The organism is Polynucleobacter sp. AP-Sving-400A-A2 (genome assembly GCF_018688155.1).
GTDB lineage: Bacteria > Pseudomonadota > Gammaproteobacteria > Burkholderiales > Burkholderiaceae > Polynucleobacter.
This window is the reverse complement of record NZ_CP061312.1, coordinates 1,129,644-1,152,849: the sequence shown is the minus strand read 5'-3', so window position 1 is coordinate 1,152,849 and position 23,206 is coordinate 1,129,644. Positions and strand designations below refer to the sequence as shown.

General features: G+C 47.1%; 19 protein-coding genes and 1 pseudogene. 19 read left to right on the top strand and 1 reads right to left on the bottom strand.

Features of this window, described 5'->3' with window-relative positions:
• The first annotated feature begins 124 nt into the window (after nt 1-124).
• From C2758_RS06050 to rlmD, 8 genes and pseudogenes are all read left to right on the top strand, one after another.
• On the top strand, nt 125-1,597 hold the full coding sequence (locus C2758_RS06050) for a TolC family protein (protein WP_215327388.1): 1,473 nt from the start codon (nt 125-127) through the stop codon (nt 1,595-1,597).
• A 9-nt stretch (nt 1,598-1,606) separates the two neighbouring features.
• Nucleotides 1,607-2,878, top strand: coding sequence for an efflux RND transporter periplasmic adaptor subunit (locus C2758_RS06045; protein ID WP_215327387.1), 1,272 nt, complete (start codon nt 1,607-1,609; stop codon nt 2,876-2,878).
• Entirely contained in the window at nt 2,879-5,956 is a 3,078-nt protein-coding gene (locus C2758_RS06040) for an efflux RND transporter permease subunit (RefSeq protein ID WP_215327386.1), read from the top strand. It abuts the gene before it with no gap.
• Between the two features lie 25 nt (nt 5,957-5,981).
• Nucleotides 5,982-6,776 carry a 5'/3'-nucleotidase SurE gene (gene surE, locus C2758_RS06035; RefSeq protein ID WP_215327385.1) on the top strand — a complete coding sequence of 265 codons (795 nt, stop codon included), beginning with the start codon at nt 5,982-5,984 and terminating at the stop codon, nt 6,774-6,776.
• A 29-nt stretch (nt 6,777-6,805) separates the two neighbouring features.
• Nucleotides 6,806-7,429: pseudogene (locus tag C2758_RS06030) on the top strand (protein-L-isoaspartate(D-aspartate) O-methyltransferase); the annotation flags it as partial.
• 8 nt (nt 7,430-7,437) lie between these two features.
• Nucleotides 7,438-8,211 (top strand): peptidoglycan DD-metalloendopeptidase family protein, encoded by a 774-nt coding sequence (locus C2758_RS06025; RefSeq protein ID WP_251369141.1) that lies wholly within the window; start codon nt 7,438-7,440, stop codon nt 8,209-8,211.
• Between the two features lie 31 nt (nt 8,212-8,242).
• Complete coding sequence (locus tag C2758_RS06020) at nt 8,243-9,064, top strand: 3'-5' exonuclease (RefSeq protein ID WP_215327382.1); 822 nt, start codon at nt 8,243-8,245, stop codon at nt 9,062-9,064.
• Nucleotides 9,057-10,484: a 23S rRNA (uracil(1939)-C(5))-methyltransferase RlmD gene (gene rlmD, locus C2758_RS06015; protein WP_215327381.1), complete on the top strand. Its 1,428-nt coding sequence runs from the start codon at nt 9,057-9,059 to the stop codon at nt 10,482-10,484. Before C2758_RS06020 ends, rlmD begins: the two co-directional genes overlap by 8 nt.
• 75 nt (nt 10,485-10,559) lie before the next feature.
• On the opposite strand, the gene C2758_RS06010 is transcribed toward rlmD, so the two are convergent.
• The gene (locus C2758_RS06010; protein ID WP_215327380.1) at nt 10,560-11,261 is read right to left on the bottom strand and encodes a Bax inhibitor-1 family protein; all 702 of its coding nucleotides are present in this window, start codon (nt 11,259-11,261) and stop codon (nt 10,560-10,562) included.
• Between the two features lie 295 nt (nt 11,262-11,556).
• On the opposite strand from C2758_RS06010, the gene ndk reads away from it, so the two are divergent.
• The 11 genes from ndk (at nt 11,557) to hflC (ending at nt 23,194) form a co-directional block, all read left to right on the top strand.
• Complete coding sequence (ndk, locus tag C2758_RS06005) at nt 11,557-11,982, top strand: nucleoside-diphosphate kinase (protein WP_215327379.1); 426 nt, start codon at nt 11,557-11,559, stop codon at nt 11,980-11,982.
• Between the two features lie 91 nt (nt 11,983-12,073).
• Entirely contained in the window at nt 12,074-13,270 is a 1,197-nt protein-coding gene (rlmN, locus tag C2758_RS06000; protein WP_215330138.1) for a 23S rRNA (adenine(2503)-C(2))-methyltransferase RlmN, read from the top strand.
• Between the two features lie 17 nt (nt 13,271-13,287).
• Nucleotides 13,288-14,556 carry a flavodoxin-dependent (E)-4-hydroxy-3-methylbut-2-enyl-diphosphate synthase gene (gene ispG, locus C2758_RS05995; protein WP_215327378.1) on the top strand — a complete coding sequence of 423 codons (1,269 nt, stop codon included), beginning with the start codon at nt 13,288-13,290 and terminating at the stop codon, nt 14,554-14,556.
• Nucleotides 14,557-14,613: 57 nt separating this feature from the next.
• Complete coding sequence (hisS, locus tag C2758_RS05990; RefSeq protein WP_215327377.1) at nt 14,614-15,942, top strand: histidine--tRNA ligase; 1,329 nt, start codon at nt 14,614-14,616, stop codon at nt 15,940-15,942.
• Nucleotides 15,943-15,989: 47 nt separating this feature from the next.
• Nucleotides 15,990-16,649: a tetratricopeptide repeat protein gene (locus tag C2758_RS05985; protein ID WP_215327376.1), complete on the top strand. Its 660-nt coding sequence runs from the start codon at nt 15,990-15,992 to the stop codon at nt 16,647-16,649.
• Nucleotides 16,649-17,803 (top strand): outer membrane protein assembly factor BamB, encoded by a 1,155-nt coding sequence (gene bamB, locus C2758_RS05980; RefSeq protein ID WP_215327375.1) that lies wholly within the window; start codon nt 16,649-16,651, stop codon nt 17,801-17,803. Before C2758_RS05985 ends, bamB begins: the two co-directional genes overlap by 1 nt.
• Complete coding sequence (gene der, locus C2758_RS05975) at nt 17,800-19,164, top strand: ribosome biogenesis GTPase Der (protein ID WP_215327374.1); 1,365 nt, start codon at nt 17,800-17,802, stop codon at nt 19,162-19,164. Before bamB ends, der begins: the two co-directional genes overlap by 4 nt.
• A gap of 186 nt (nt 19,165-19,350) precedes the next feature.
• The gene (gene hfq, locus C2758_RS05970; protein ID WP_114653200.1) at nt 19,351-19,593 is read left to right on the top strand and encodes an RNA chaperone Hfq; all 243 of its coding nucleotides are present in this window, start codon (nt 19,351-19,353) and stop codon (nt 19,591-19,593) included.
• Nucleotides 19,553-20,827, top strand: coding sequence for a GTPase HflX (gene hflX, locus C2758_RS05965; protein ID WP_256441890.1), 1,275 nt, complete (start codon nt 19,553-19,555; stop codon nt 20,825-20,827). Before hfq ends, hflX begins: the two co-directional genes overlap by 41 nt.
• Entirely contained in the window at nt 20,820-22,322 is a 1,503-nt protein-coding gene (gene hflK, locus C2758_RS05960) for an FtsH protease activity modulator HflK (RefSeq protein WP_215327373.1), read from the top strand. Before hflX ends, hflK begins: the two co-directional genes overlap by 8 nt.
• Nucleotides 22,322-23,194 (top strand): protease modulator HflC, encoded by an 873-nt coding sequence (gene hflC, locus C2758_RS05955; RefSeq protein ID WP_215327372.1) that lies wholly within the window; start codon nt 22,322-22,324, stop codon nt 23,192-23,194. The genes hflK and hflC overlap by 1 nt, the downstream gene beginning before the upstream one ends.
• Nucleotides 23,195-23,206: the final 12 nt, after the last annotated feature.

Genomic DNA, 23,206 nt, shown 5'->3' with positions numbered 1-23,206 from the left:
TTGTAAGCATAGGTAAACCTGTGTTTTGGGCTACAAAAACAGTATTAGTACAGATTTAGAGGTAGCCGATTTGATTTACGGCCAGATAAAAACGAGCGAATTTGTTATTGCTACTGCAATCCCCATGAAACGGGTTGCCTGTGTATTTGCCTCGCTGATTTTTGCCTCCCCTGTATTTGCCCAGATCAATGCTCCGATTCCGGCCAGCGTCACAGTGCAAGTGAGTCAATCTAACGATTCATTATCAACGCCGCCAGTAGTGAGCAATGAAACTACTAACCCTGCAAATGCCGCATCACTATTTGCACCGGTAACCAAGAGCGATACCCCTAAGATTTATACCAAGGGTGCACCATCGGGTCCAACCGATATGGATTTGCGTCAACTGTGGAATGAGCTCAAGCTCAATAACCCACAATTGTCATCATTGCGTGAGGCCTATTTATCTGCCAAGGCAACCGTGCCGCAGATTAACTCACCAGCCAATCCTCAGGTGGGTTTGGTGTGGTCTGGTATGCCGGTGAATTCTCCATTTGCATTAGGTGGGGCTAATACGCCTAGTGCTGCAAATCCTGGTGGTATCAGTAACAATAATTCCATTTCGATAGCCCAGCCATTTCAGTTTCCTGGTAAGAAGAGTTTGGCATCCGATATTGCCAATACCAATGCTGAAGCACTCTTAGCGCAAAGCGAATCTACCTACTTACAGTTAGGTGCTCAGCTATCTACTTTGTATTACACCGCTTTGGCATCGCAAAAGCAGTTACAGGTGCTCAAAGAATCGGTCATGCGTTTGGAGATGATTAAGAACGTAGCCAAAGCACGCTATGCCAATAATGCCGCTGCTTATGTTGAGTATCTCAATGCGCAAGTAGCGCAAAGCGCAGCTCAGGCGGATCAATTTAATGTCGAGCGTCAGCTATCGGTCGCATTAAACAATATCAATACCTTGGTGGGGCGCCACTCAAGAGAAAGACTTGTCTTGCGTGGCGATGTACGTCGCGCTTTGAGCAGTGTGCCAACCTTGCTGGAGTTGGAAGACTATGCCGAAACCAGTCATCCCTCGTTAAAGAGTTCTGCGCTGCAGCTCGAGGCAGCACGTAAGGGTGTTGATCTGGCCAAGAAGGCTTACTTGCCCGATTTTCAGGTGATTGGTTCTTCGTTCACACCACGCGGTCCATTTTCAGCTAACAATGGGGCGATGTTTTATCAGTTAGAGCTTGATCTCATCATTCCGCTGTATTTCTTTACCAAAGAGCGATATGGGGTAGAGCAGGCGCAGCGCAATCAAGCGGCTGCCGAGGCAGGCAATATCTCCAATCGTCAGCAAATTGTGTTGGCCGTCAATAGTGCTTATGCTGGCTATGAACAGGCTAAGAATCAAACCCAATTTTTAAAAGAACGCCAAGTCCCTCAAGCAGATGCTGCTTATAAGGTCGGCTTAACTCAGTACTCGAATAATGGTCAGGGATTTAACGATCTACTGACAGCGCAAACGCAATTGCGTAATCTTGAAGTTCAATTGGCACTTTCAGAGAGTAATCTCTTACAAGCGCAAGCAGTATTGCTGGTGACATCGGGCAAAGAACCTTTTTAAGGAGCAGTGTTGAAAGACCAAATTCTTTCTTTTCTAAAGCAGTTAGCCGATAAGGCAAAGCCTGTCACTGATAAGGCCTTGCGTTTTGGTGGTCATCGATTGCAGCTAGCTTTTGCTAGTGTTGCCGGCCTGTATTGGAATTTAAGTCCTCAAAATCGTCATCGCGTTCGTTTGGCTGCTGTTGCATTCGCCATTCTTTCAATCGGTATCGTTTTAGGTCGCATTACCAACGTCAATCGCAGCGTCAAAATTGAAGCCTCTGATAAAGCACTCAAAGTAGATAAGAGCGGTATTTTGGAATTAAAACTTCCAGGCATCAAACTGAATCCAGAAATTTACACCTTCCAAACTGCGATCAAAGTGCAGGTACCAGTTGATATTAAAGTGCCTGGCCGCCTAGCATTTAATGCCGAAAAATCTAAAGTCTTATCTGCGCGCGCACCCGGTCGAGTGGAGCGTATTTACGCTTTTGATGGTGCTGAAGTCAATATAGGCTCCCCCGTTGTAGAACTCTATAGTCCTGAATTTATCTCTGCACAACAAGAGTATTTACTGTCATCCAAAACCGCTAAGGTATTGGAATCTACTAGAACCATGAGTGATTTACTCGGTGATGCCCGCATTACTCAGCAAGCTGCAGCAAGCCGTATGCGTAATCTAGGTGCTGGCGATGCTGATATCAGATCGATTGAAACCACCGGCAGGACTCAGGGTAATTTAATCATGCGTGCTCCCTTAAAGGGGGTAGTAGTTAAACGCAATGTAGAGCCAGGATCAGTAGTGAATTCGGGTGATGTGATTGCTACCTTGGCAGACCCAAAGCAACTGTGGTTTTTGGGAAATGTGTTTGAACAAGATTTTCGTTTTGTGAAGCCGGGCCAAAAAATGGTGCTGCAAGTAGAGGCTTATCCCGGTAAAGAGTTTGTGGCATATGCAAACTATGTAGCTCCCACTGTAGATCCGCAAACTCGAGCTTTATTAATTCGTGCAAATATTGAAAATGATGACGATCTCTTACGTCCTGATATGTATGCTTCAGCAAAACTGACAACAGGCATGGCGGACGCTATCGTTGTGCCACAAACTGCCGTAGTGCGCATACGAGAGATGCGTTATGTCATTACCAAAGTAGGGGACGAAGCCTATCGCCGCCTCCCAGTTAAAGGCTATGACCTAAACAGCAAGACCTTTGCGATTACTGAAGGTGTTGAGCCTGGTGCGCGTATCTTGGCTGAAGGCGCTGTCTTGTTAAATGATCGATTTGCTAAGCAGGAAGACTAAGTGAGCGCTTTTACCTCCTTTATCCGAGGCGTACTTGAGAAACGCGTACTAGTTATCGTTGGCTCAGTCGTACTCCTCGGCTTGGGAATGTTCAGTCTTTCTAAACTACCAATTCAGCCATACCCAGGAGTAGCGCCATTAACTATCCAGGCGATTTCACAATGGCCCGGTAGAAGTACAACTGAGGTAGAGCAGCAAGTCACCATCCCCGTTGAAAATGCATTAGCAGGAATTCCGGGCCTTCAAGCTTTCCGCTCAGTTTCCTTATTTGGCCTATCGGTTGTCACACTCAAGTTTGATGACACGACAGATCCATTTCGGGCACGCCAACGTTTTATTACCAGCTTATCTAATGTTGCTTTTCCTCCAGGAGTCACTTCAAGCGTCAGTCCAGACTCCGATGCCACTGGCGAGATCATGCGTTACGAGGTGAAGTCGGATTACGCATCTTCCACCCAATTAAAAACATTACAGAATTACGATATTTACAAAGCCTTAAAGCAAACTCCTGGTGTGGCTGACGTCTCTTCATTTGGGGGCAAGGTACGTCAGTATCAGGTGATTGTTAGTCCGGAAAGTCTGCAATCTAAGGGTGTGACTGTTAATGAACTCATCACCGCCTTAACCAATGCTAATAGCAACACTGGTGGTGGCTTATTACCTAGTGGCGAGCAGCAATTTGTGGTGCGCGGTGTAGGCTTGCTGAAAAATATTGATGACATTAAGCGTGTTGTGATTACTATTCGCAATAATGTGCCAGTTCGAATCGGTGATGTCGCTAGAGTCGAGATTGGTAATGCACCGCGCTTAGGCTTATTTCAGTTTAATGACAACCCAGACTCTGTAGAGGGCATCGTTTACCTCCGTCGTGGCGAAGATGCTACTCAAGTGTTAGCGCGTGTCCGCACTACGGTTGACAATATTAATAGGCAAGTTCTTCCACCTGGTATCCAAGTAAAGCCTTTCTATGACCGACAGGTGCTCTTAGACATCACTATTGGCACCGTGAAGCACACCCTGTTTTTTGGTATCTCCTTAGTATTGGCAGTGCTATTTTTCTTCTTGGGTAATTTGCGGGCAGCAGCAGTGGTTGCGGCGGTAATCCCTTTGGCGCTTTGTGTATCGTTTATTCAGATGCATCTCTGGAGTGTGCCGGCCAATCTAATTTCCCTGGGCGCCATAGATTTTGGAGTCATCGTTGACTCTGCCGTCATTCTGACCGAGAACGTGATGCGCCATTTAGAGCAGGGTGGCAAGCGCTTGAACCAAAGTATTATTTTGGCCACTAGTGAAGTGCAGCGTGCCATGATTTATTCGACAGGCATCATAATTGTTGCTTACTCTCCACTATTCTTTATGGGCGGAGTGGAAGGAATTATCTTTAAGCCCATGGCATTTACTATGGGCTTTGCTCTCATTGCGGCTGTGATTTTGAGTTTAACTTTCCTACCAGCAATGATCTCTTTAGTATTTGGTGAGAACTTACAGCACAAACAGCCGGGTTTTATGACCAAGCTTCTCAATGCATATAAGCCTTTGTTGAGAAAATGGATGGATCGCCCGTTAACAGTGGTATCTGTTGCGGTATTTGTTCTGGGTCTGACCTTATTGAGTGTGACTCGTCTGGGAACCGCATTCCTGCCCACTCTAGAAGAAAATAATATTTGGTTACGCGTAACCTTACCAAATACAGTGGACTTAGATTACTCCGTCAAGGTGGCTAATCAATTGCGTGAAACATTCTTAAAGCAGCCTGAAATTGATAAGGTAGCCGCTCAGATTGGTCGCCCTGATGATGGTACTGACTCCACCGGTGTATTTAACCAAGAGTACGGCCTCTATCTCAAGAGTCCCGATAAGATGCCAAAAGGCACTAGTAAAAAAGATTTGATTGCCCATTTAGAAATGGAGCTCAATAAGATACCCGGCATCACTTATAGTTTCTCGCAATATATTCAGGACAACGTAAATGAAGCCCTCTCAGGCGTGAAGGGTGAGAACTCCGTCAAGATATATGGCACAGACCTAGAGGTTCTAGACCAAAAAGCCCACGAGGTGATTGACCAGCTGAAGAAGGTGCGCGGTGTTGCTGATGAAGGTATTTTGAAAGAGCTTGGTCAACCAACCCTCAATATTCAGATTGATCGTGAGCGCGCCGCTCGCTACGGGATTAATGTGAATGACATTGAGACGGTAGTGGCTAACGCTATTGGTGGAGCCGCAGTCACCAATCTCTTAGAAGATGAAAAAACGTTCGGTATTGCCATTCGTTTAAATGAAGGCAGTCGTAATGATATTGCAGATATTGGACACCTCTTAGTGGATTCACCAAACGGCGCATCGATTCCTTTGTCGATGGTGGCGACGGTTCAACTCAGTGATGGCCCATTCTTTATTTATCGTGAAGCAGGTAAGCGCTATATCGCAATTAAATTTAGCGTCCGTGGCCGTGACTTAGGTAGTGCCGTAGAGGATGCACAGTTCTTGGTTGAGAAAAACATCACCTTGCCACCAAACTATTCGATTAGCTGGGATGGTCAATTTAATCAAATGAAGCAGGCGCAGAAGAAGTTGATGCTGATCGTGCCATTGGCATTGCTAGGTATCTTCTTATTGCTAGTGAGTGCTTTCGGTAATTTCCGGGATGCAGTGATTGTGATGATCAATGTGCCCTTTGCTGCCATTGGCGGAGTGCTTGCTTTGCATCTTGCGGGCGAGACTTTGAGTATCTCCGCATTCTTTGGCTTCTTATCGCTTTTTGGTATTGCCATTCAGGATGGCGTCATCCTGATCTCCTTTATTAATAAGACAGCGGTTATGGAGCACGGGGAGATGAAAGATGTGATGGTGGAGGGCGCCTCCTTGCGTGTGCGTCCAGTATTGATGACCGCTGCACTATCTGGCTTAGGACTTTTACCAGCCGCTTTATCCCATTCAATTGGCTCTGAGGCTCAACGACCCCTTGCTTTAGTGATTGTGGGCGGTATGGTGACGACGACTATTTTGACTCTCTTAGTCTTACCAGTAATATATGGATGGTTCCGAGGTCGTGCATTAACGAAGATGGCAAAAGCCTAGGGCCGCTAAGAAGGCATTGATATTCATGAGTGAAAACACAAAACAGCCACATATTCTGATTTCGAATGATGATGGCTATCTTGCCCCTGGCCTTTTAGCTTTGGTCAATGCCATTCGCCCATTAGGTCGAGTTACAGTAATTGCTCCTGAGCAAAATCACAGTGGTGCATCGAACTCGTTAACACTCTCACGACCACTCTCAATTCATCGGGTGGCAGGTGGTGAGCGTGATGGCTTCCTATTTATTAATGGCACGCCGACCGATTGCGTGCATATCGCCATGACGGGTTTCTTGGATGAGAAGCCAGACTTAGTAGTTTCAGGCATCAATCAGGGTGAGAACATGGGTGAAGATACCCTGTACTCGGGCACTGTAGCTGCTGCAGTTGAAGGTGTGATGTTTGGTGTTCCAGGAATTGCCTTCTCACAAATCGATAAGGGCTGGAATCGGATTGAAGATGCCGCAAAAGTAGCGCACGATATCGTCGCGCAAACCTTGGCATCTAATTTGACCCATACTGATGGCGCTGCTACTTTGCTCAACGTCAATATTCCGAATCGACCCTATACCGACCTGAATCGCTGGCGTGTGACGCGCTTAGGTAATCGCCATCACTCGCAACCGGTAGTGGTGCAAAAAAGTCCACGTGGTGATGATATTTATTGGATTGGTGCGGCAGGGCATGCCAAAGACAGTTCCGAAGGTACAGACTTTCATGCAATTGATGATGGGTGCATCTCAATCACGCCCATGCAATTAGATCTAACGCATCATGCGCGCTTGGCTGCCATGCGGGCTAATGGCTGGACACGCGGTTGAAGTCAGCGGCGGAACGTAATGCTGGTCATCGGCAGGCTTTAGCAGCCAAAGTTCTTGCTGCTGGAGTGAAGCATGGCAAAACTTTAGAGGCCATTGCCACCGTCCCGCGCCATGCATTTATGGATGCAGGTATGCATCCTCAAGCCTACGAAGATACTGCTTTACCAATTGGTCACTCACAAACCATTTCTAAGCCATCGGTAGTAGCACGCATGATTGAGCTTTTGCATAAGCCTAAGCAATCTTTAGGAAAAGTATTGGAGATTGGTACTGGCTGTGGATACCAGGCAGCCGTTCTCAGCTTGTTATCGGATGAGGTGTATTCGATTGAGCGTATTCGTCCATTACACGATATGGCGAGGGATAAGCTGCGACCTTTTCGGATTAAAAACCTACGCCTCATTTATGGGGATGGCATCCTCGGCCTACCTCAAGCAGCCCCGTTTGATGGAATCATTCTCGCGGCCGCTGGACTAGGTATCCCAGACGCCTTATTAGATCAATTGGCTATTGGCGGACGCCTAGTGGCCCCGGTTGCCAAGAATGAGAAAGAGCAGCAACTAATCATGGTGGAGCGAATGAGCTCCCAGCGCTATCAAAGAACCGTTCTGGACGAGGTCTTTTTTGTCCCCTTACAATCAGGGGTAGTATGAAAATCCTTATGAATACTTTACCTAAATACTTCCTATTGCTCCTGGCAATGACTTCTGTGCTGCTTAATGTGGGTTGCTCAACAACGCCCAGAGCAAAACCCGCAACGGTAGTAGATCGAAGTGGTGGTATCAGTAGCAGTGCAACTAGTGAGGCTACGCCGCCAGGCTACTATCGCGTTAAGCGCGGTGATACCTTAGCCCGCATTGCTCTAGATAATGGGCAATCCCCGCGGGACATAGCGCAGTGGAATAATTTATCGAACCCAAACTTAATTGAAGTAGATGATCTCATTTTAGTAAGGCCTCCAGCCAGCAGCAAAATGACTGTGAAGCCTATTTCGAAAACGGCTGGCGATACCCCCAAAACCGATGCGCCAAAAGTAGATGCTTCCAAAGAAACCCCTAAAGAAATTGTTGCTGAACCTGGTATTCGTTTATCTTGGCCAGCTAAAGGTAAGGTCACAGATGATTTCAGTGAAAAGACTAAGGGTATTGATATTGCAGGTAAGTTAGGCGATCCTATAACGGCAGCCTCTGAAGGCAAGGTGGTTTACGCTGGTAACAGCTTACGTGGCTATGGCAATCTCGTCATCATCAAACATGACAATACTTATCTCACGGCCTATGCCCACAACCGCACACTCTTAGTTAAAGAGGGTGATGCTGTTAAGAAGGGGCAGAGAATTGCTGAGATGGGCGATACCGATGCAACTTCGGTGAAGCTCCATTTTGAATTACGTGTGAATGGCAAGCCGGTAAATCCAACGCCGTACATACAGTAATTGCCTTCATTCAATTGCTAGCGATTTAAGTATGGCAACCGTTCTCGTCTTCGATATTGAAACTATTCCCGATGTTGCGGGCCTGCGTCGCCTCAATGACTATCCTGAAACGCTGACAGATAGTGAGCTTGCTACTAAGGCGATGGCCGAGCGTGCCGAGAAAACCGGTAGCGAATTTCTCCCGCTGTATTTACAGCGTATCTGTGCTATTTCGTGCGTTATTCGTAGAACCAGTAAGGATGGCTCACCGCAAATTAAGGTCGGTACTCTGGGCACCCCGCAAGATGATGAGAAGGTATTGATTCAGACTTTCTTCGAGCTTGTAGAAAAGTACACCCCTCAGTTAGTTTCATGGAATGGCAGTGGCTTTGATCTGCCAGTGCTGCACTACCGCGCTTTAGTAAACCATGTTCAAGCACCGCGTTACTGGGAGATGGGTGAGAGCCAAGAAAACGATAGCCGAGAATTTAAGTGGAACAACTACATCAGTCGTTATCACATGCGCCATTTAGATCTAATGGATCTCTTGGCTAAATTTAATGGTCGCGCTAATGCACCCTTAGATGGTCTAGCAAAACTCTGCGGCTTCCCAGGCAAGATGGGAATGGATGGCAGCCAAGTATGGCCCGCGTATCAAGAAGGCAGAATTGATGAGATTCGTCGCTATTGCGAAACCGATGTGGTCAATACTTATTTAATGTATTGCCGCTTTCAGTTAATGCGTGGTGGTTTTTCATTAGCAGAATACAAAGAAGAAATTGCTTTCGTTAAGGCGTATTTAGAGAAAGAATCTAAAGAGCCACAGGGTGAACAGTGGCAAGAATATCTCTTAGGCTTTACTTCGGATGCGTAGAGGAGAAAAGCCAGTCCATATTGTGGTGACTGAGCCAGTACGAGTTGACTCCCTTGATCTAGATGCGCAAGGCATTGCGCGCCTGGCACCCAATGAGGAGGAGGCTGCTCAAGGTCAAAGCGGTAAAGTCATTTTTATTCAAGGTGCGCTACCAACTGAACTAGTCACTTACGTCATTACGCGTGACAAAGCCCGCTTCAGTAAAGCCAAAGTTCTCGACATTCTTAAGCCTGCCGTATTTAGGGCAGAGCCTAAGTGCAAAGCGTTTGGAGTTTGCGGTGGCTGCACTATGCAGCACTTAGATATTCGAGCTCAGGTAGCCATAAAGCAGCGTGTACTGGAAGATGACTTAAAACATATCGCCAAAGTAGCTCCCGAAGAAATTCTTCGTCCGATGGGTGGCCCTGCTTGGGAATATCGTCATCGTGCACGCCTGAGCGCCGTCAATCGCTCGATTAAAAAAGGTACTGTGCTGATTGGATTTCATGAGGGCAAGAGTAGCTATGTCACCGATATGACTGCGTGCGAGATTTTGCCCAAGCATGTTTCTGGTTTGTTGCCAGAGATGCGTAAATTAGTGATGGGACTATCGATTGTGGATCGCATGCCCCAAATTGAAATCGCTGTAGGTGAGCCCGAAGATCCGAATTCAGATGATCCTAAAAAATCAAAACCCGTTATCGCATTAGTATTTAGAAACCTCCTGCCACTAACGCCAGCAGATGAACAGTTATTCAGAGACTTTGCAGATAAGCATCAGGTCTGGGTTTGGTTGCAGCCTAAGGGTATTGAAACCGTTGCACCTTACTATCCATTGACAGGCAAGCTTTGCTACCGCTTACCTGAATTTGAAATCGAGATGCCCTTTAAGCCAGCCGATTTCACGCAAGTTAATCACATGATGAATCGCGCCTTGGTCAGTAGGGCGATTCGTCTCTTAGATGTTCAGGCAAGTGATCGTGTACTTGACTTATTCTGCGGCATTGGCAATTTCACCTTACCGCTTGCAAGACGGGCAAACACAGTTCTAGGCATTGAAGGTCTAGAAAGTTTGACTACGAGAGCTAAGGCCAATGCGGAGCACAATCAGCTCACAGATAAAGCGAGCTTTCTGCAAAGTAATCTGTTTGAAGTGACAACAGAAACAATTGCTTCATGGGGTAAGGCTGAGCGCTGGCTCATGGATCCTCCGCGCGAGGGCGCCATGGAGATCTGTCAAGCATTAGCCCAATTACATAAGGGGGGCAGTGACCTGCCACCGCAACGTATTGTCTATGTCTCCTGCAATCCCAAAACCCTAGCTAGAGATACAGAGATTTTGTGTCATCAAGCAGGCTATATTCTTAAGAGTGCGGGTATCGTTAATATGTTCCCCCATACCTCTCATGTGGAATCCATGGCGGTATTTGAAAGACCCTGAGAGCTCAGCAGTTGGTGATCGAGGTAAAGAAAAAGGCACCTGAAGGTGCCTTTTCTGTTGAAGCTGAACTAATACTTAGTCTTTATTGCCACCCACAATGCCCAAGAGTGCGAGCAAGTTGGTGAATACGTTATAGACATCTAGGTAGATAGCTAAAGTAGCCATCACGTAGTTGGTCTCACCACCGTTGATGATGCGCTGTACGTCAACCAAGATGAAAGCTGAGAAGATCGCAATTGCGAGAATCATCACGGTCAGCATCAAAGCAGGTAGTTGCAACCAGATATTGGCCAATGAAGCCACAATCAAGAGTAGTACTCCTACCATCAACCATTTACCCATGCCTGAGAAGTCGCTCTTGCTCACAGTAGCAATGGATGCCATAACAGCAAAAATTGCAGCTGTTCCGCCAAAGGCCAGCATGATCAAGGTAGCGCCGTTACTGTAGCTATTGAGGGTGTAACCAACTAAGCCGGACATCATGATGCCCATAAAGAAGGTGAAACCTAAAAGCAGCAGAACGCCTGCCCCAGTGTCTTTGTTTTTCTCAATCGCCCAAAAGAAGCCAAAAGCGATTGCCATAAAGACGATGAAGCCTAGGAAAGGACTACCCGCCATGAAGTTGAGGCCAAAAGCAACGCCGAGCCATGCGCCAATGACGGTAGGAACCATCGAGAGCGCCAAAAGGGCGTAAGTGTTGCGCAGTACGCGGTTGCGTACTTGAGGGGTGCTAATCGAGCCAGTTTGCCCAAAGCCGTAAGAGTTAAGATCGCTCATATTGACTCCTTTTTTCAAAGTAAATACATAAGCCCACAAGGGACTGTTGACAGTAAGTATAGACAAAATGGGGTAATTTCAAGCCCCCCATGAAAAGGACTACAACTTAAAGGGTTATGCCCTGTAAATTCAAGGGCTTAGCCACGCTAGGATCAGGGTAAATACGGTCAGCCGATGTATAATTTGGGGGTCGCCGAAATCCTGGCGCGTTGTAGGAAGTAGGGGAGAAGTTCTCTCTGGACCCAAATCAGCGCCAAATTCAGCAAAATCTTTGAAATCACTATTGGAGTTTTACATGGCTATTGAACGCACCCTATCTATCATCAAACCTGACGCTGTAGCAAAAAACGTGATCGGTAAGATCTATGAACGTTTCGAGTCTGCTGGTTTGAAGATTATTGCGTCCAGAATGGCGCATTTGTCACAAGCTGAGGCTGAGCAGTTCTACGGTGTTCATGCAGCACGTCCTTTCTTTAAAGATTTGGTGAGCTTCATGATCTCTGGTCCTGTCATGATTCAGGTATTGGAAGGCGAAGGCGCAATTGCTAAAAACCGCGACTTGATGGGCGCTACCGATCCTAAGAAGGCAGACAAAGGCACTATCCGTGCTGACTTCGCTGACAGCATCGATGCAAACGCGGTTCATGGCTCTGATGCTCCTGAAACTGCTGCTGTCGAAGTGGCATTCTTCTTCGCTGGCATGAACGTTTTCAATCGTTAATTCACGATTGCTAACGAATAAGCTATTTAATATATAAGTAGTCGCATTGACCTCCCCGCGCGTAAATCTCTTAGATTTTGACGCTGACCAAATGGCAGCGTATGTCGCGGGGTTAAATGAAAAACCCTTTCGGGCGAAGCAACTCATGCAGTGGATTCACCAACGCGGTGTATCTAACATCAACGACATGAGTGATTTAGCAAAAAGCTTTAGAGCAACATTATTCGATAAGGCGGAAGTTCTTTCACTTCCAATCATTAAAGACGAGCATGCAGCCGATGGCACCCGTAAGTGGTTGCTCGATGTTGGCGCTGGAAATGCTGTCGAGTCCGTATTCATTCCTGAAGATGATCGCGGCACCCTGTGCATTTCATCTCAGGCTGGTTGTGCAGTCAACTGCCGTTTTTGCTCAACTGGGCATCAAGGCTTCTCGCGTAACCTCACCGCCGGTGAAATCATTGGCCAACTCTGGTTTGCAGAACATTTGCTCCGCACTGATCCGAATGCGGTTCGCCGTATTGAAAAATATCCTACTCCAGGTTGGGAGCACACAGGTCGCGTGATCTCCAATGTGGTGTTAATGGGTATGGGTGAACCGCTACTCAACTATGACAACGTGGTAACGGCTTTACGTTTGATGCTTGATGACAGAGCCTATGGTTTATCACGCCGTCGTGTGACTCTCTCTACCTCTGGTGTGGTGCCAATGATGGATCGCTTGGCACAAGATTGCCCAGTCGCCTTGGCGGTGTCATTGCATGCACCAAACGACAAGCTACGCGATCAACTCGTCCCACTCAACCAAAAATATCCCTTAAGAGAATTACTTGCTGCGTGCGAACGGTATTTACCATTTGCCCCAAGAGATTTCTTAACCTTTGAATATTGCATGCTCGATGGCGTAAATGACTCTGACATTCAGGCTAAAGAACTGGTGCGTTTATTGGCAAACATTAAGTGCAAAATTAATTTGATTCCGTTTAATCCATTCCCAGAGTCTGGATTAAAGCGCTCATCAGCGCAGCGCATTCATGCCTTCGCCAGCATTTTGTTAGACGCGGGTATGGTGGCTACGGTTCGTAAAACCCGTGGCGATGACATTGCTGCAGCTTGTGGTCAATTAGCGGGTGATGTGGTTGACCGCACTAATGTGCGTGAGCGTGCAGTGCATGATAAGCGGATTAATTTGGGTCAAGATGATGAAACTGACAGTCTTGATGATGAAGAAGAAGAGCAAGAGTACCAAGCTGAGCACCCAGTGCAGTGGCTTAAAAAATTAGACGACTAATTTCATAAAAGAGTCCTATGAGTGATACATCTAGCAATCCTCCAAAGCTACTATTAGGCCCATCGCCAAAACGGGAAACACGTCAGGCAACGGTTGCCTGGAAAACCAACATCATTACGATTGGTGGCAATGCACCAGTGCGCGTGCAATCGATGACCAATACCGACACTGCTGATGCAGTCGGTACTGCTATTCAGGTCAAGGAATTGGCCCGAGCTGGTTCAGAGATGGTGCGCATTACTGTGGATACGCCAGCTGCGGCTGCAGCAGTTCCTTATATTCGTGAGCAGTTAGACAAGATGGATGTCTTGGTGCCATTGATTGGCGACTTTCACTACAACGGTCATACCTTATTAAAAGACTACCCCGAGTGTGCTAAGGCTTTATCGAAGTATCGAATCAATCCCGGCAACGTAGGTAAGGGCGCTAAGCGTGATCCGCAATTTGCGCAAATGATTGAAGCAGCCTGTACATACGACAAGCCGATTCGGATTGGCGTGAACTGGGGTAGCTTAGATCAAGACTTGCTAGCCAGCATCATGGATGCCAATGCAGCACTGCCAGTTCCCAAAACTGCGCAAGAGGTCATGATTGAGGCTTTGATTCAGTCAGCTTTGCAGTCCGCTGAAAAAGCGGTGGAGTTTGGTATGAACCCAAACCAAATTATTTTGTCTTGCAAAGTTAGTAATGTTCAAGATTTGGTGGCGGTGTACCGTGATCTCGCCAATCGCTCAGATTACCCATTGCATTTAGGATTAACCGAGGCAGGCATGGGAAGCAAAGGAATTGTTTCTTCTACTGCTGCATTGGGTATCTTGTTGCAAGAGGGCATTGGCGACACCATTCGTGTTTCCTTAACGCCTGATCCTGGTGCACCACGAGAGAATGAAATCATTGTGGCTCAAGAGATTTTGCAAACCATGGGATTGCGTAATTTCACACCCATGGTGATTGCTTGTCCGGGTTGTGGCAGAACAACGAGTACTACTTTTCAAGAGCTAGCTGCTGATATTCAATCGTATCTGCGTCAGCAAATGCCGGTGTGGAAAAAAACCCATCCAGGTGTTGAGGCGATGAATGTTGCTGTGATGGGTTGTATTGTCAATGGCCCAGGTGAGAGTAAGCACGCCAATATTGGCATCTCATTGCCAGGTACAGGCGAGACCCCTGCTGCACCGGTATTTGTGGACGGCGTCAAAGTCAAAACTTTGCGTGGCGAGAATATTGCTCAAGAGTTTCAGGTCATTGTCGATGAGTACGTCAAACAGAATTACGCGCCGAAGTAAAAGTAATAAAAAAACAAAAACACATAACAATAAAAAAGAAATCCATTAAAGCACCTCATGACAGACCAGGCAAATCCAACTAAAGCGCAAAAGATTCAGAAAATTAATGGCGTACGCGGCATGAATGATCTCTTGCCAGCGGATGCTGCGCAGTGGACACATTTAGAGCATGTTCTGCGTGATCTCACACGTGCCTACGGTTATGAGTTCTTACGCACTCCGATTGTTGAAGCGACTGCAGTGTTTCAGCGCGGCATTGGTGAAGTAACCGATATTGTTGAAAAAGAGATGTATTCGTTTGAAGATCGCCTGAATGGTGAGCAGCTCACATTGCGTCCAGAAGGTACTGCCGCTGTCGTGCGAGCTGTGGTTGAAAATAATTTACTGTACGAAGGACCAAAGCGTCTTTGGTACACCGGACCGATGTTCCGCCATGAGCGCCCACAACGTGGCCGCTATCGCCAGTTCCATCAATTTGGTATTGAAGCCATGGGCTTTGCTGGCCCAGATATCGATGCAGAAATTATTTTGATGGGTCAACGCTTGTGGGATGAGCTCGGCCTGAAAGGCGTTCGTCTGGAGATTAACTCTTTAGGGCAAGCTCCTGAGCGTGCAGAACATCGTGCTGCTTTAGTTACGTACTTCGAGAAAAACAAAGAGCAGCTCGATGAGGATTCCCAGCGTCGTTTATTAACGAACCCATTGCGTATCTTGGATTCTAAGAATCCAGCAATGCAAGATTTGATTGAAGGCGCACCCAAGTTATTGGATTTCTTAGGCGAAGAATCACTTAAGCATTTTGAGGCCGTGCAAGCTTTACTCAAGGCCAACAACATTCCTTGCAAAATCAATCCCCGTCTAGTGCGTGGATTAGATTATTACAACTTGACTGTGTTCGAGTGGATTACCGGAGAGTTGGGTGCTCAAGGCACGATCGCCGGCGGCGGTCGCTATGACCCTTTGATTGAGCGTATGGGTGGTAAAGCTGCTCCAGCCTGCGGCTGGGCAATGGGTATGGAGCGAGTCTTGGAGCTGATGAAGGTTTCGGGATCTTTGCCAGAAGCGCAGGCTCAATGCGATGCTTTTGTGATTCACCAGGGCGGTGAGACTCTGTCTGCAGCCATGATCATTGCTGAGCGCCTGCGTAATGCGGGTATTGATGTCATCCTGTTTTGCTCTCCCGATGGCCAGACTGCCAGCTTTAAGTCACAAATGAAGAAAGCGGATTCGAGTGGGGCAGCCTATGCTGTCATTATTGGGCCTGATGAATTGGCTAAGAATGAGGCTCAACTCAAAGATTTGCGTAGCACCGGTGTACAGAAGGCAGTAGATCTCGACAGCGTTGTAGAAGCAGTAATTGATGCCATAGTTGGCGCCACCGAATAGAATGAAGATATTGATTATTAATACTGTATTTATTTGCTTGGATTGACATGCCCTTAGACCTAGAAGAACAAGAACAATTAGATCAACTTAAAGCATTTTGGCAAAAATATCGCAACCTAATCACTGGTGTGATTACGGCTGCTTTATTTGCCTACGCGGGGTATAACGGATATCACTGGTGGCAAACTAACCAAGCTGCAGCCGCATCCCAGTTATACGAGACCATGGTCACTGCCATCAACAAGGGCGATAAAGATCAAACTTTACGCGCTGCTGATGATTTGCAAAAACAGTTTTCTGGTACGCCCTATGCTGCAATGTCCAGCTTAGTAGCTGCCAAGATTGCCTCTGATGCGGGTGACTCTGCAAAGGCGATGGATTATTTGCGCTGGGCTGCGAAGAATGCATCTGACCAGGGATATTTAGCATTAGCTAAATTACGCCTCACTGCCCAGTTAATTGAGTTTGGTACAGAAAAAGATTTTGTAGAAGCCGATGCGATCCTGAAAGAAAAACCTATCTCCGGTTTTGAGGCCTTGTGGTTAGAGCGTCGCGGCGATTGGTATTTAGCGCAAAAAAATACGGCCGATGCACGCAAGAGCTATGAAGCTGCCTGGAAGCAATTAAATGATGCAAAAGAATTCCCTGAAGAGGCGCGTCGTCTCTTGAAGGTTAAATTAGATGCCGTCGGAGGAGTAGCTCAGTGATGATGGATTGCAAACGTGTAGCAAAACTAGCAAGTACAGCTTTAATACTAGGTTCTGTGCTTGTGGCCCTAGTAGCTTGCTCAGGCGGCTCACGTGTACGCAAGCCTGCTGAGCTAGCTCCTGTCAGCAATCAATTTGACTTTACTCCCGTATGGACAACTAGCGTAGGTTCATCTGAGCCATTTAATTTTCATCCTGCGGTAGCAGGAGATGCTGTTTATGCTGCTTCCCATCGCGGTAATTTGGCCAAGATTGATTTGCGCTCCGGTCAAAAAGTATGGGAAGTATCTGTGCCTGATCGCCTATCGATTGGACCTGGATCGGATGGTCGCACTACAGCAGTAGTCACCACCAAAGGAACGGTCTATGCCTACGACGATACTGGTAAGGCCATTTGGAATGTAAGTGTTGGCAGTGAGGTCCTATCAGAGCCAGTCGTTGCTGGTGGTGTAGTCATTATTCGTACGCTTGATAGCCGCTTTGTTGGACTTGATGCGCAGACAGGTGTACGAAAGTGGACCTACCAACGTCAACAATCCGCTCTGTCATTGCGCGTTGGTTACGGTATGCTTGCCATTGGTAATGAGGTGATTGTGACTGGGTTTTCTGGTGGTCGCTTTGGCATGATTGCGATTGCGAACGGGGGACTCGTTTGGGAGACTCCGGTTTCGTTTCCAAAGGGATTTTCTGAAATTGAGCGCCTCAATGATGTAACAGCTAAGCCAAGTATGGATGGTGAGATTATCTGCGCCGTCTCTTATCAAGGTCGAATAGGTTGTGGTCAAGCGCGTACAGGTAATTTATTGTGGTTCAAAGATTATTCAAGCTATACCGGCACAGCGCAAAGTCCTGATTTGGTTTTCTCCTCAAACGAAAAATCGCATGTCACTGCATTTGCGGTGAAAGATGGTTCACAGGCCTGGGAAAATACGCAGCTGACATTTAGAGATGTCGGTGAGCCGATGGCGGTTGGTAAAGTATTGCTCCTTGGTGATGCGCAAGGTTATGTGCATGCACTCTCACAATCGAATGGCGAAATGCTGGCACGCATTCGTCATGATAGTAGTCCCATCACAGCCGCACCGATTGCGGTGAACGGCCTCATCTTGGTTCAGTCTCAAGGTGGAAAACTAGCGGCGTACAGTCCAAAATGAATCCAGTAATTACTATTGTCGGCCGTCCTAACGTTGGCAAGTCGACACTCTTTAATCGTTTAACGCGTTCACGTGATGCTTTGGTTGCGGACTTCTCGGGTCTGACTCGCGACCGTCACTACGGTAAAGGCCGTATTGGCGAACGCGCATTTATTTGCGTAGACACCGGTGGTTTTGAGCCGGTAGCCAAGACCGGCATTGTTGCCGAGATGGCTAAGCAAACTAAGCAAGCTGTTGCTGAATCCGACATCATTATTTTCTTGGTGGATGGCCGTTTGGGCATGGCCCCTCAAGATCGTGTGATTGCCGATTTCTTGCGCAAGACGGGTAGACCGATCATTCTGGCAGTGAACAAAACTGAAGGCATGCAGTCCGGTGTGGTTACCGCAGACTTTCATGAGCTGGGTTTAGGCGAACCATTTCCAATTTCATCAGCGCACGGTGATGGTGTGCGTGGTTTGATTGATGATGCATTGGATTCTTTAGGTATTCCAGAGCCAGAAGCAGAAAAACAAGAAAACGATCCTAATCGCCCAATGAAGATTGCGGTAGTGGGTCGTCCTAACGTGGGTAAATCAACCCTGACCAATAAATTGATCGGTGAAGAGCGTGTGATTGCATTTGATATGCCGGGCACAACCCGTGATGCGATTGAAGTTCCGTTTGAGCGTAATGGCAAGCCATATATCTTGGTAGATACAGCAGGTCTGCGTCGTCGTGGAAAAGTATTTGAAGCGATTGAGAAATTCTCTGTAGTTAAAACATTGCAGGCGATTGCTGATTGCAATGTGGTCATTTTGATGCTTGATGCCCAGCAGGATATTTCTGAGCAAGACGCCCATATCGCTGGATTTATTGTGGAGGCAGGGCGTGCATTAGTTGTTGCAGTGAACAAGTGGGATGGTCTTGATACTTACGTTAAAGAGCGTGCGCGTTTAGAGATCACTCAAAAATTACGCTTCCTTGATTTTGCAAACGTACACCCGATTTCTGCTAAGAAGGGCACCGGTCTTAAAGAGCTATTTAAGGACGTTGATCTAGCTTATGCCGCAGCCATGGCGAAATTGCCAACTCCGAAACTCACCCGCATTTTGCAAGATGCCATTGAGCACCAGCAACCTAAGCGTGTGGGTATGGGTCGTCCAAAATTACGCTACGCTCACCAAGGCGGTATGAATCCCCCCATTGTGGTGATTCATGGTACCTCCTTGAGTGGTGTAACTGATAGCTACAAGCGCTACCTAGAGGGTCGCTTTAGAGAGGTCTTCAAGTTACGCGGCACCCCATTGCGCATTCAGATGAATACCGCTAAAAACCCTTATGTTGATGCGGACAAGGGTAAAAAAGGTAAAAAGAAGTAAAAAAGCAAAAATAGCGCTACAGTTTTAATTGTGTTTTAAGTAAGGGGCTTGATTTTTGAATATCAGCCCCCTTATGTTGGAGGTAGGCAGTAGAAGCAAGCAGTAGAAAGTAAGCAGTAAAGCAATAAATAAAAAAAGCAAGACTCCCAAAATAGCAGCAACAAATAAAAACCATTAAGGAGCAGTATGAATAACAGCAAAATCCAATTACTACAGGACCCTTTCCTCAATGCCCTGCGCAAAGAGCATGTTCCTGTCTCCATCTATCTTGTCAACGGCATCAAGCTGCAAGGCAATATTGAATCATTTGATCAATACGTAGTGCTCTTGCGTAACACCGTAACTCAGATGGTCTATAAACACGCCATTTCCACAATTGTTCCTGCTCGTGCAGTGGAGTTCCGCACGGAAGAAGTTAGCTCTGTTTAAAACTGGTGTAGATGCGGCGCGTGCCGTTCTGGTTGGAGTTGATACAGGCCGCGAGGATTTTGCGGACAGCATGGCAGAGCTCAGCCTGCTTGCACAGAGTGCAGGCTCCATACCCATCACTAGTGTGATTGCCCGCAAGGGTAAGACAGATCCTGCTTTATTTATTGGTTCAGGTAAGGCCAACGAAGTTAAAAAAGCAATGGAGGAGCAAGGTGCCGAGCTGGTCATCTTTAACCATCCGCTATCCCCAACCCAGCAACGCAATTTAGAGCGCCATATTGGCTTTCATGTGATGGATCGTACTGGTCTGATTTTGGACATCTTTAGCCAAAGAGCGCAAAGTCATATTGGTAAAACTCAGGTGGAGTTAGCCCAGGTTCGCTACCGTATGTCTAGATTAGTGCGTGCCTGGAGCCACTTAGAGCGCCAGCGCGGCGGTATTGGTGTACGTGGCGGTCCTGGTGAAACCCAGATGGAGCTCGATCGGCGGATGCTGGCAACCAAGGCTAAACGTCTAGAGGCTGAATTAGAGAAGCTTCAGCGCCAGCAAAGAACCCAAAGAAGGGCTCGTAACAGAAGAGACGTTTTTTCAGTTTCGCTGGTCGGCTACACCAATGCTGGTAAATCTACCTTGTTTAATTCCCTTACAAAAGCAGGGACTTATGCGGCAGATCAGTTATTCGCAACCCTAGATACGACCTCCCGTAAAGTCCATTTAGACGGTGTGGGTTCAATTGTGGTTTCAGACACAGTAGGCTTTATCCGTGAGTTACCGCATCAGCTGGTGGAGGCATTCAGGGCCACCTTGGATGAAACGATTCATGCAGATCTAATTTTGCATGTGATTGACGCCTGTAGCCCAGTCGCAATGGAGCAGAAGGCCGAAGTAGAGGCTGTTTTACGGGAAATTGGGGCCGATGACATTCCCCGTATCGAGATCATGAACAAGATTGACCAGATGCCTCAGACCTTTACGGAAGGCGCTGTCCTAGTGCGCGATTCTGAGGGCATTCCGAGTCAGATTTTCCTATCCGCTAAGACAGGCCTAGGCCTTGATTTATTGCGATTAGCCCTTGCCGAATGCTCTCAAATGACTGATAGAATAAGAGTCGAGCAGAATCGCGCTAAAGTTCAAATGGAATCAGGCGAGTTTTTAGCTCCTTTACCAGAACGACCAGAAACTTCCGAATTTAATCCGATTCCTAACCGTAAGTACTCACCAAACGATGCGTAAATTTCTCGAACTGTTTTCGGTCAATGATCCAGGCTGGGGTAACAGTGCCCCAGGTAACGGATCTAAAGATGCCAAAGAGGGCCAGGGTTCTGATCAGGCTCCAAAAGTAGACCCCGCTAATCCAGGGTCGAATAAGCCTGTGGAAACCCCACCGCAAAATCAGCCCGCACGACCCAATGGCCCTCCAGACCTTGATGAGTTGTGGCGTGACTTTAACGACCGCCTGAGCGGTATTTTTGGCGGCAAGAAAAAGCCAGGCTCCTCATCAAGCGCGCCAGCGAATAAGCCCAACAGTACTGATATCCCTCCACCATCACAGCGCGGTAATGGCGGAGGTAATGGTGGCGGTGGCTTTACTGCACCCAACTTCAATTTCACCAACCCCTTTGGCTCAAAAGTCACAGTAATAATCGCTGCAGGTGGCGTAGTGTTGCTTTGGATTTTTAGTGGTTTCTACATCATTCAAGAAGGCCAGTCGGGTGTGGTCACTACCTTTGGTAAGTATGCGTACACCGCAGGCCCTGGTATTAACTGGCGCATGCCTTGGCCAGTTCAGGCTGAGCAAGTTGTCAACGTCTCTGGAGTTCGTTCCGTTGAGGTTGGTCGCTCTATTTTGATTAAAGCAACCAATCAAAAAGACACTTCCATGCTCACGGAAGACGAAAACATTATTGATGTACGTTTTGCAGTTCAGTACCGCTTAAAAGATCCAACCGATTATTTGTTTAATAATCGCGATCCCGATACTACTGTGGTGCAAGCTGCGGAAACTGCAGTACGTGAAATCGTGGCACGGAGCAAGATGGATACTGTTTTGTATGAAGGTCGTGAAAAGATTGCGATTGATCTTGCTGGCTCAATACAGAAAATTCTAGATAGCTATAAAACTGGTATTTATGTGACGAGCGTGACTGTTCAAAACGTTCAGCCGCCTGAGCAAGTGCAAGCTTCATTTGATGATGCTGTTAAGGCGGGCCAAGATCAGGAGCGCCTCAAGAGTGAAGGTCAAGCATATGCGAACGACATCATTCCACGTGCAAAGGGTACGGCTGATCGACTCATTCAAGAGGCTGAAGGTTATAAGTCTAGGGTGGTTGCAACCGCAGAGGGTGATGCAAATCGCTTTAAGCAAGTCCAGACTGAATATGCAAAAGCACCCGGCGTGACTCGTGATCGTATGTACATTGATAGCATGCGCGAGATGTATAACAACGTGTCTAAAGTTTTGGTAGATACCACCAAGAGCAATAGCATGCTGTATTTACCACTCGATAAGATCATTGCTCAAGTTAGTGCAGAAAGTACACAAGTCGCTACTGGTCAGGCAGCAGCTGCAACGCCTACTGGGTCTGTGACAGTAGGAGGCGCGACAGGTAATCCAGCGGCCCCATTTAGCAACAATGCAACTAGCCCAAGCCCTAGCAATACCTCAGGCTCTGGCGCTTCCGAAAAACGCGACGGCCTAAGAAACCGTGATAGAGGAGATGCAAGATAATGAACGCAAATCGTCTCTTAGCTGCTATAGCTGGCCTGATTGGTCTTTTCTATATTTTGACTTCAAGTATTTTTGTAGTCGATCAGCGTAACTACGCTGTGGTGTTCTCATTCGGGCAAATTGTGCGTGTGATTGAACAGCCTGGCTTGCAAGTGAAGCTGCCGGCGCCTTTTGAAAACGTTCGCTTCTTTGATCGTCGTATTTTGACTATCGATACACCAGAAGCCGAGCGCTTTATTACCTCTGAGAAGAAAAATCTCTTGGTTGATTCATATGTGAAGTGGCGTATTGTTGATCCCCGTAAGTTCTTTGTCAGCTTTAAAGGTGATGAACGCTTGGCACAAGACCGCTTAACTCAGTTAGTACGTTCTGCTTTGAACGAAGAGTTCACTAAACGCACAGTCAGAGAGATTATTTCAGATCAACGTGAGCAAGTGATGCAAGGTATTCGTAAAAAGGTAGCTGATGATGCTGCTGATATTGGCGTTGAAATCGTCGACGTTCGCCTCAAGCGGGTAGATCTACTAGCTGAGATTAGTGACTCCGTTTATCGTCGTATGGAAGCGGAGCGTAAACGTGTTGCTAATGAGCTACGCTCCACAGGTGCCGCAGAGTCCGACAAGATTCGAGCCAATGCAGAACGTCAGCGTGACACAATCTTGGCCGAAGCTTATCGTGAAGCACAGAAAATTAAAGGTTCTGGCGATGCAAGGGCTACGGCTTTATATGCTGATGCATTTGGACGCGACCCTCAGTTTGCGCAGTTCTATCAGAGTCTTCAGGCCTACCGAAGTTCTTTCAAGGATAAGAGGGATGTGATGGTGATTGAACCTAATGGCGAGTTCTTTAAATTCATGAACAAAAAAAATTAAGAGTGCATATTT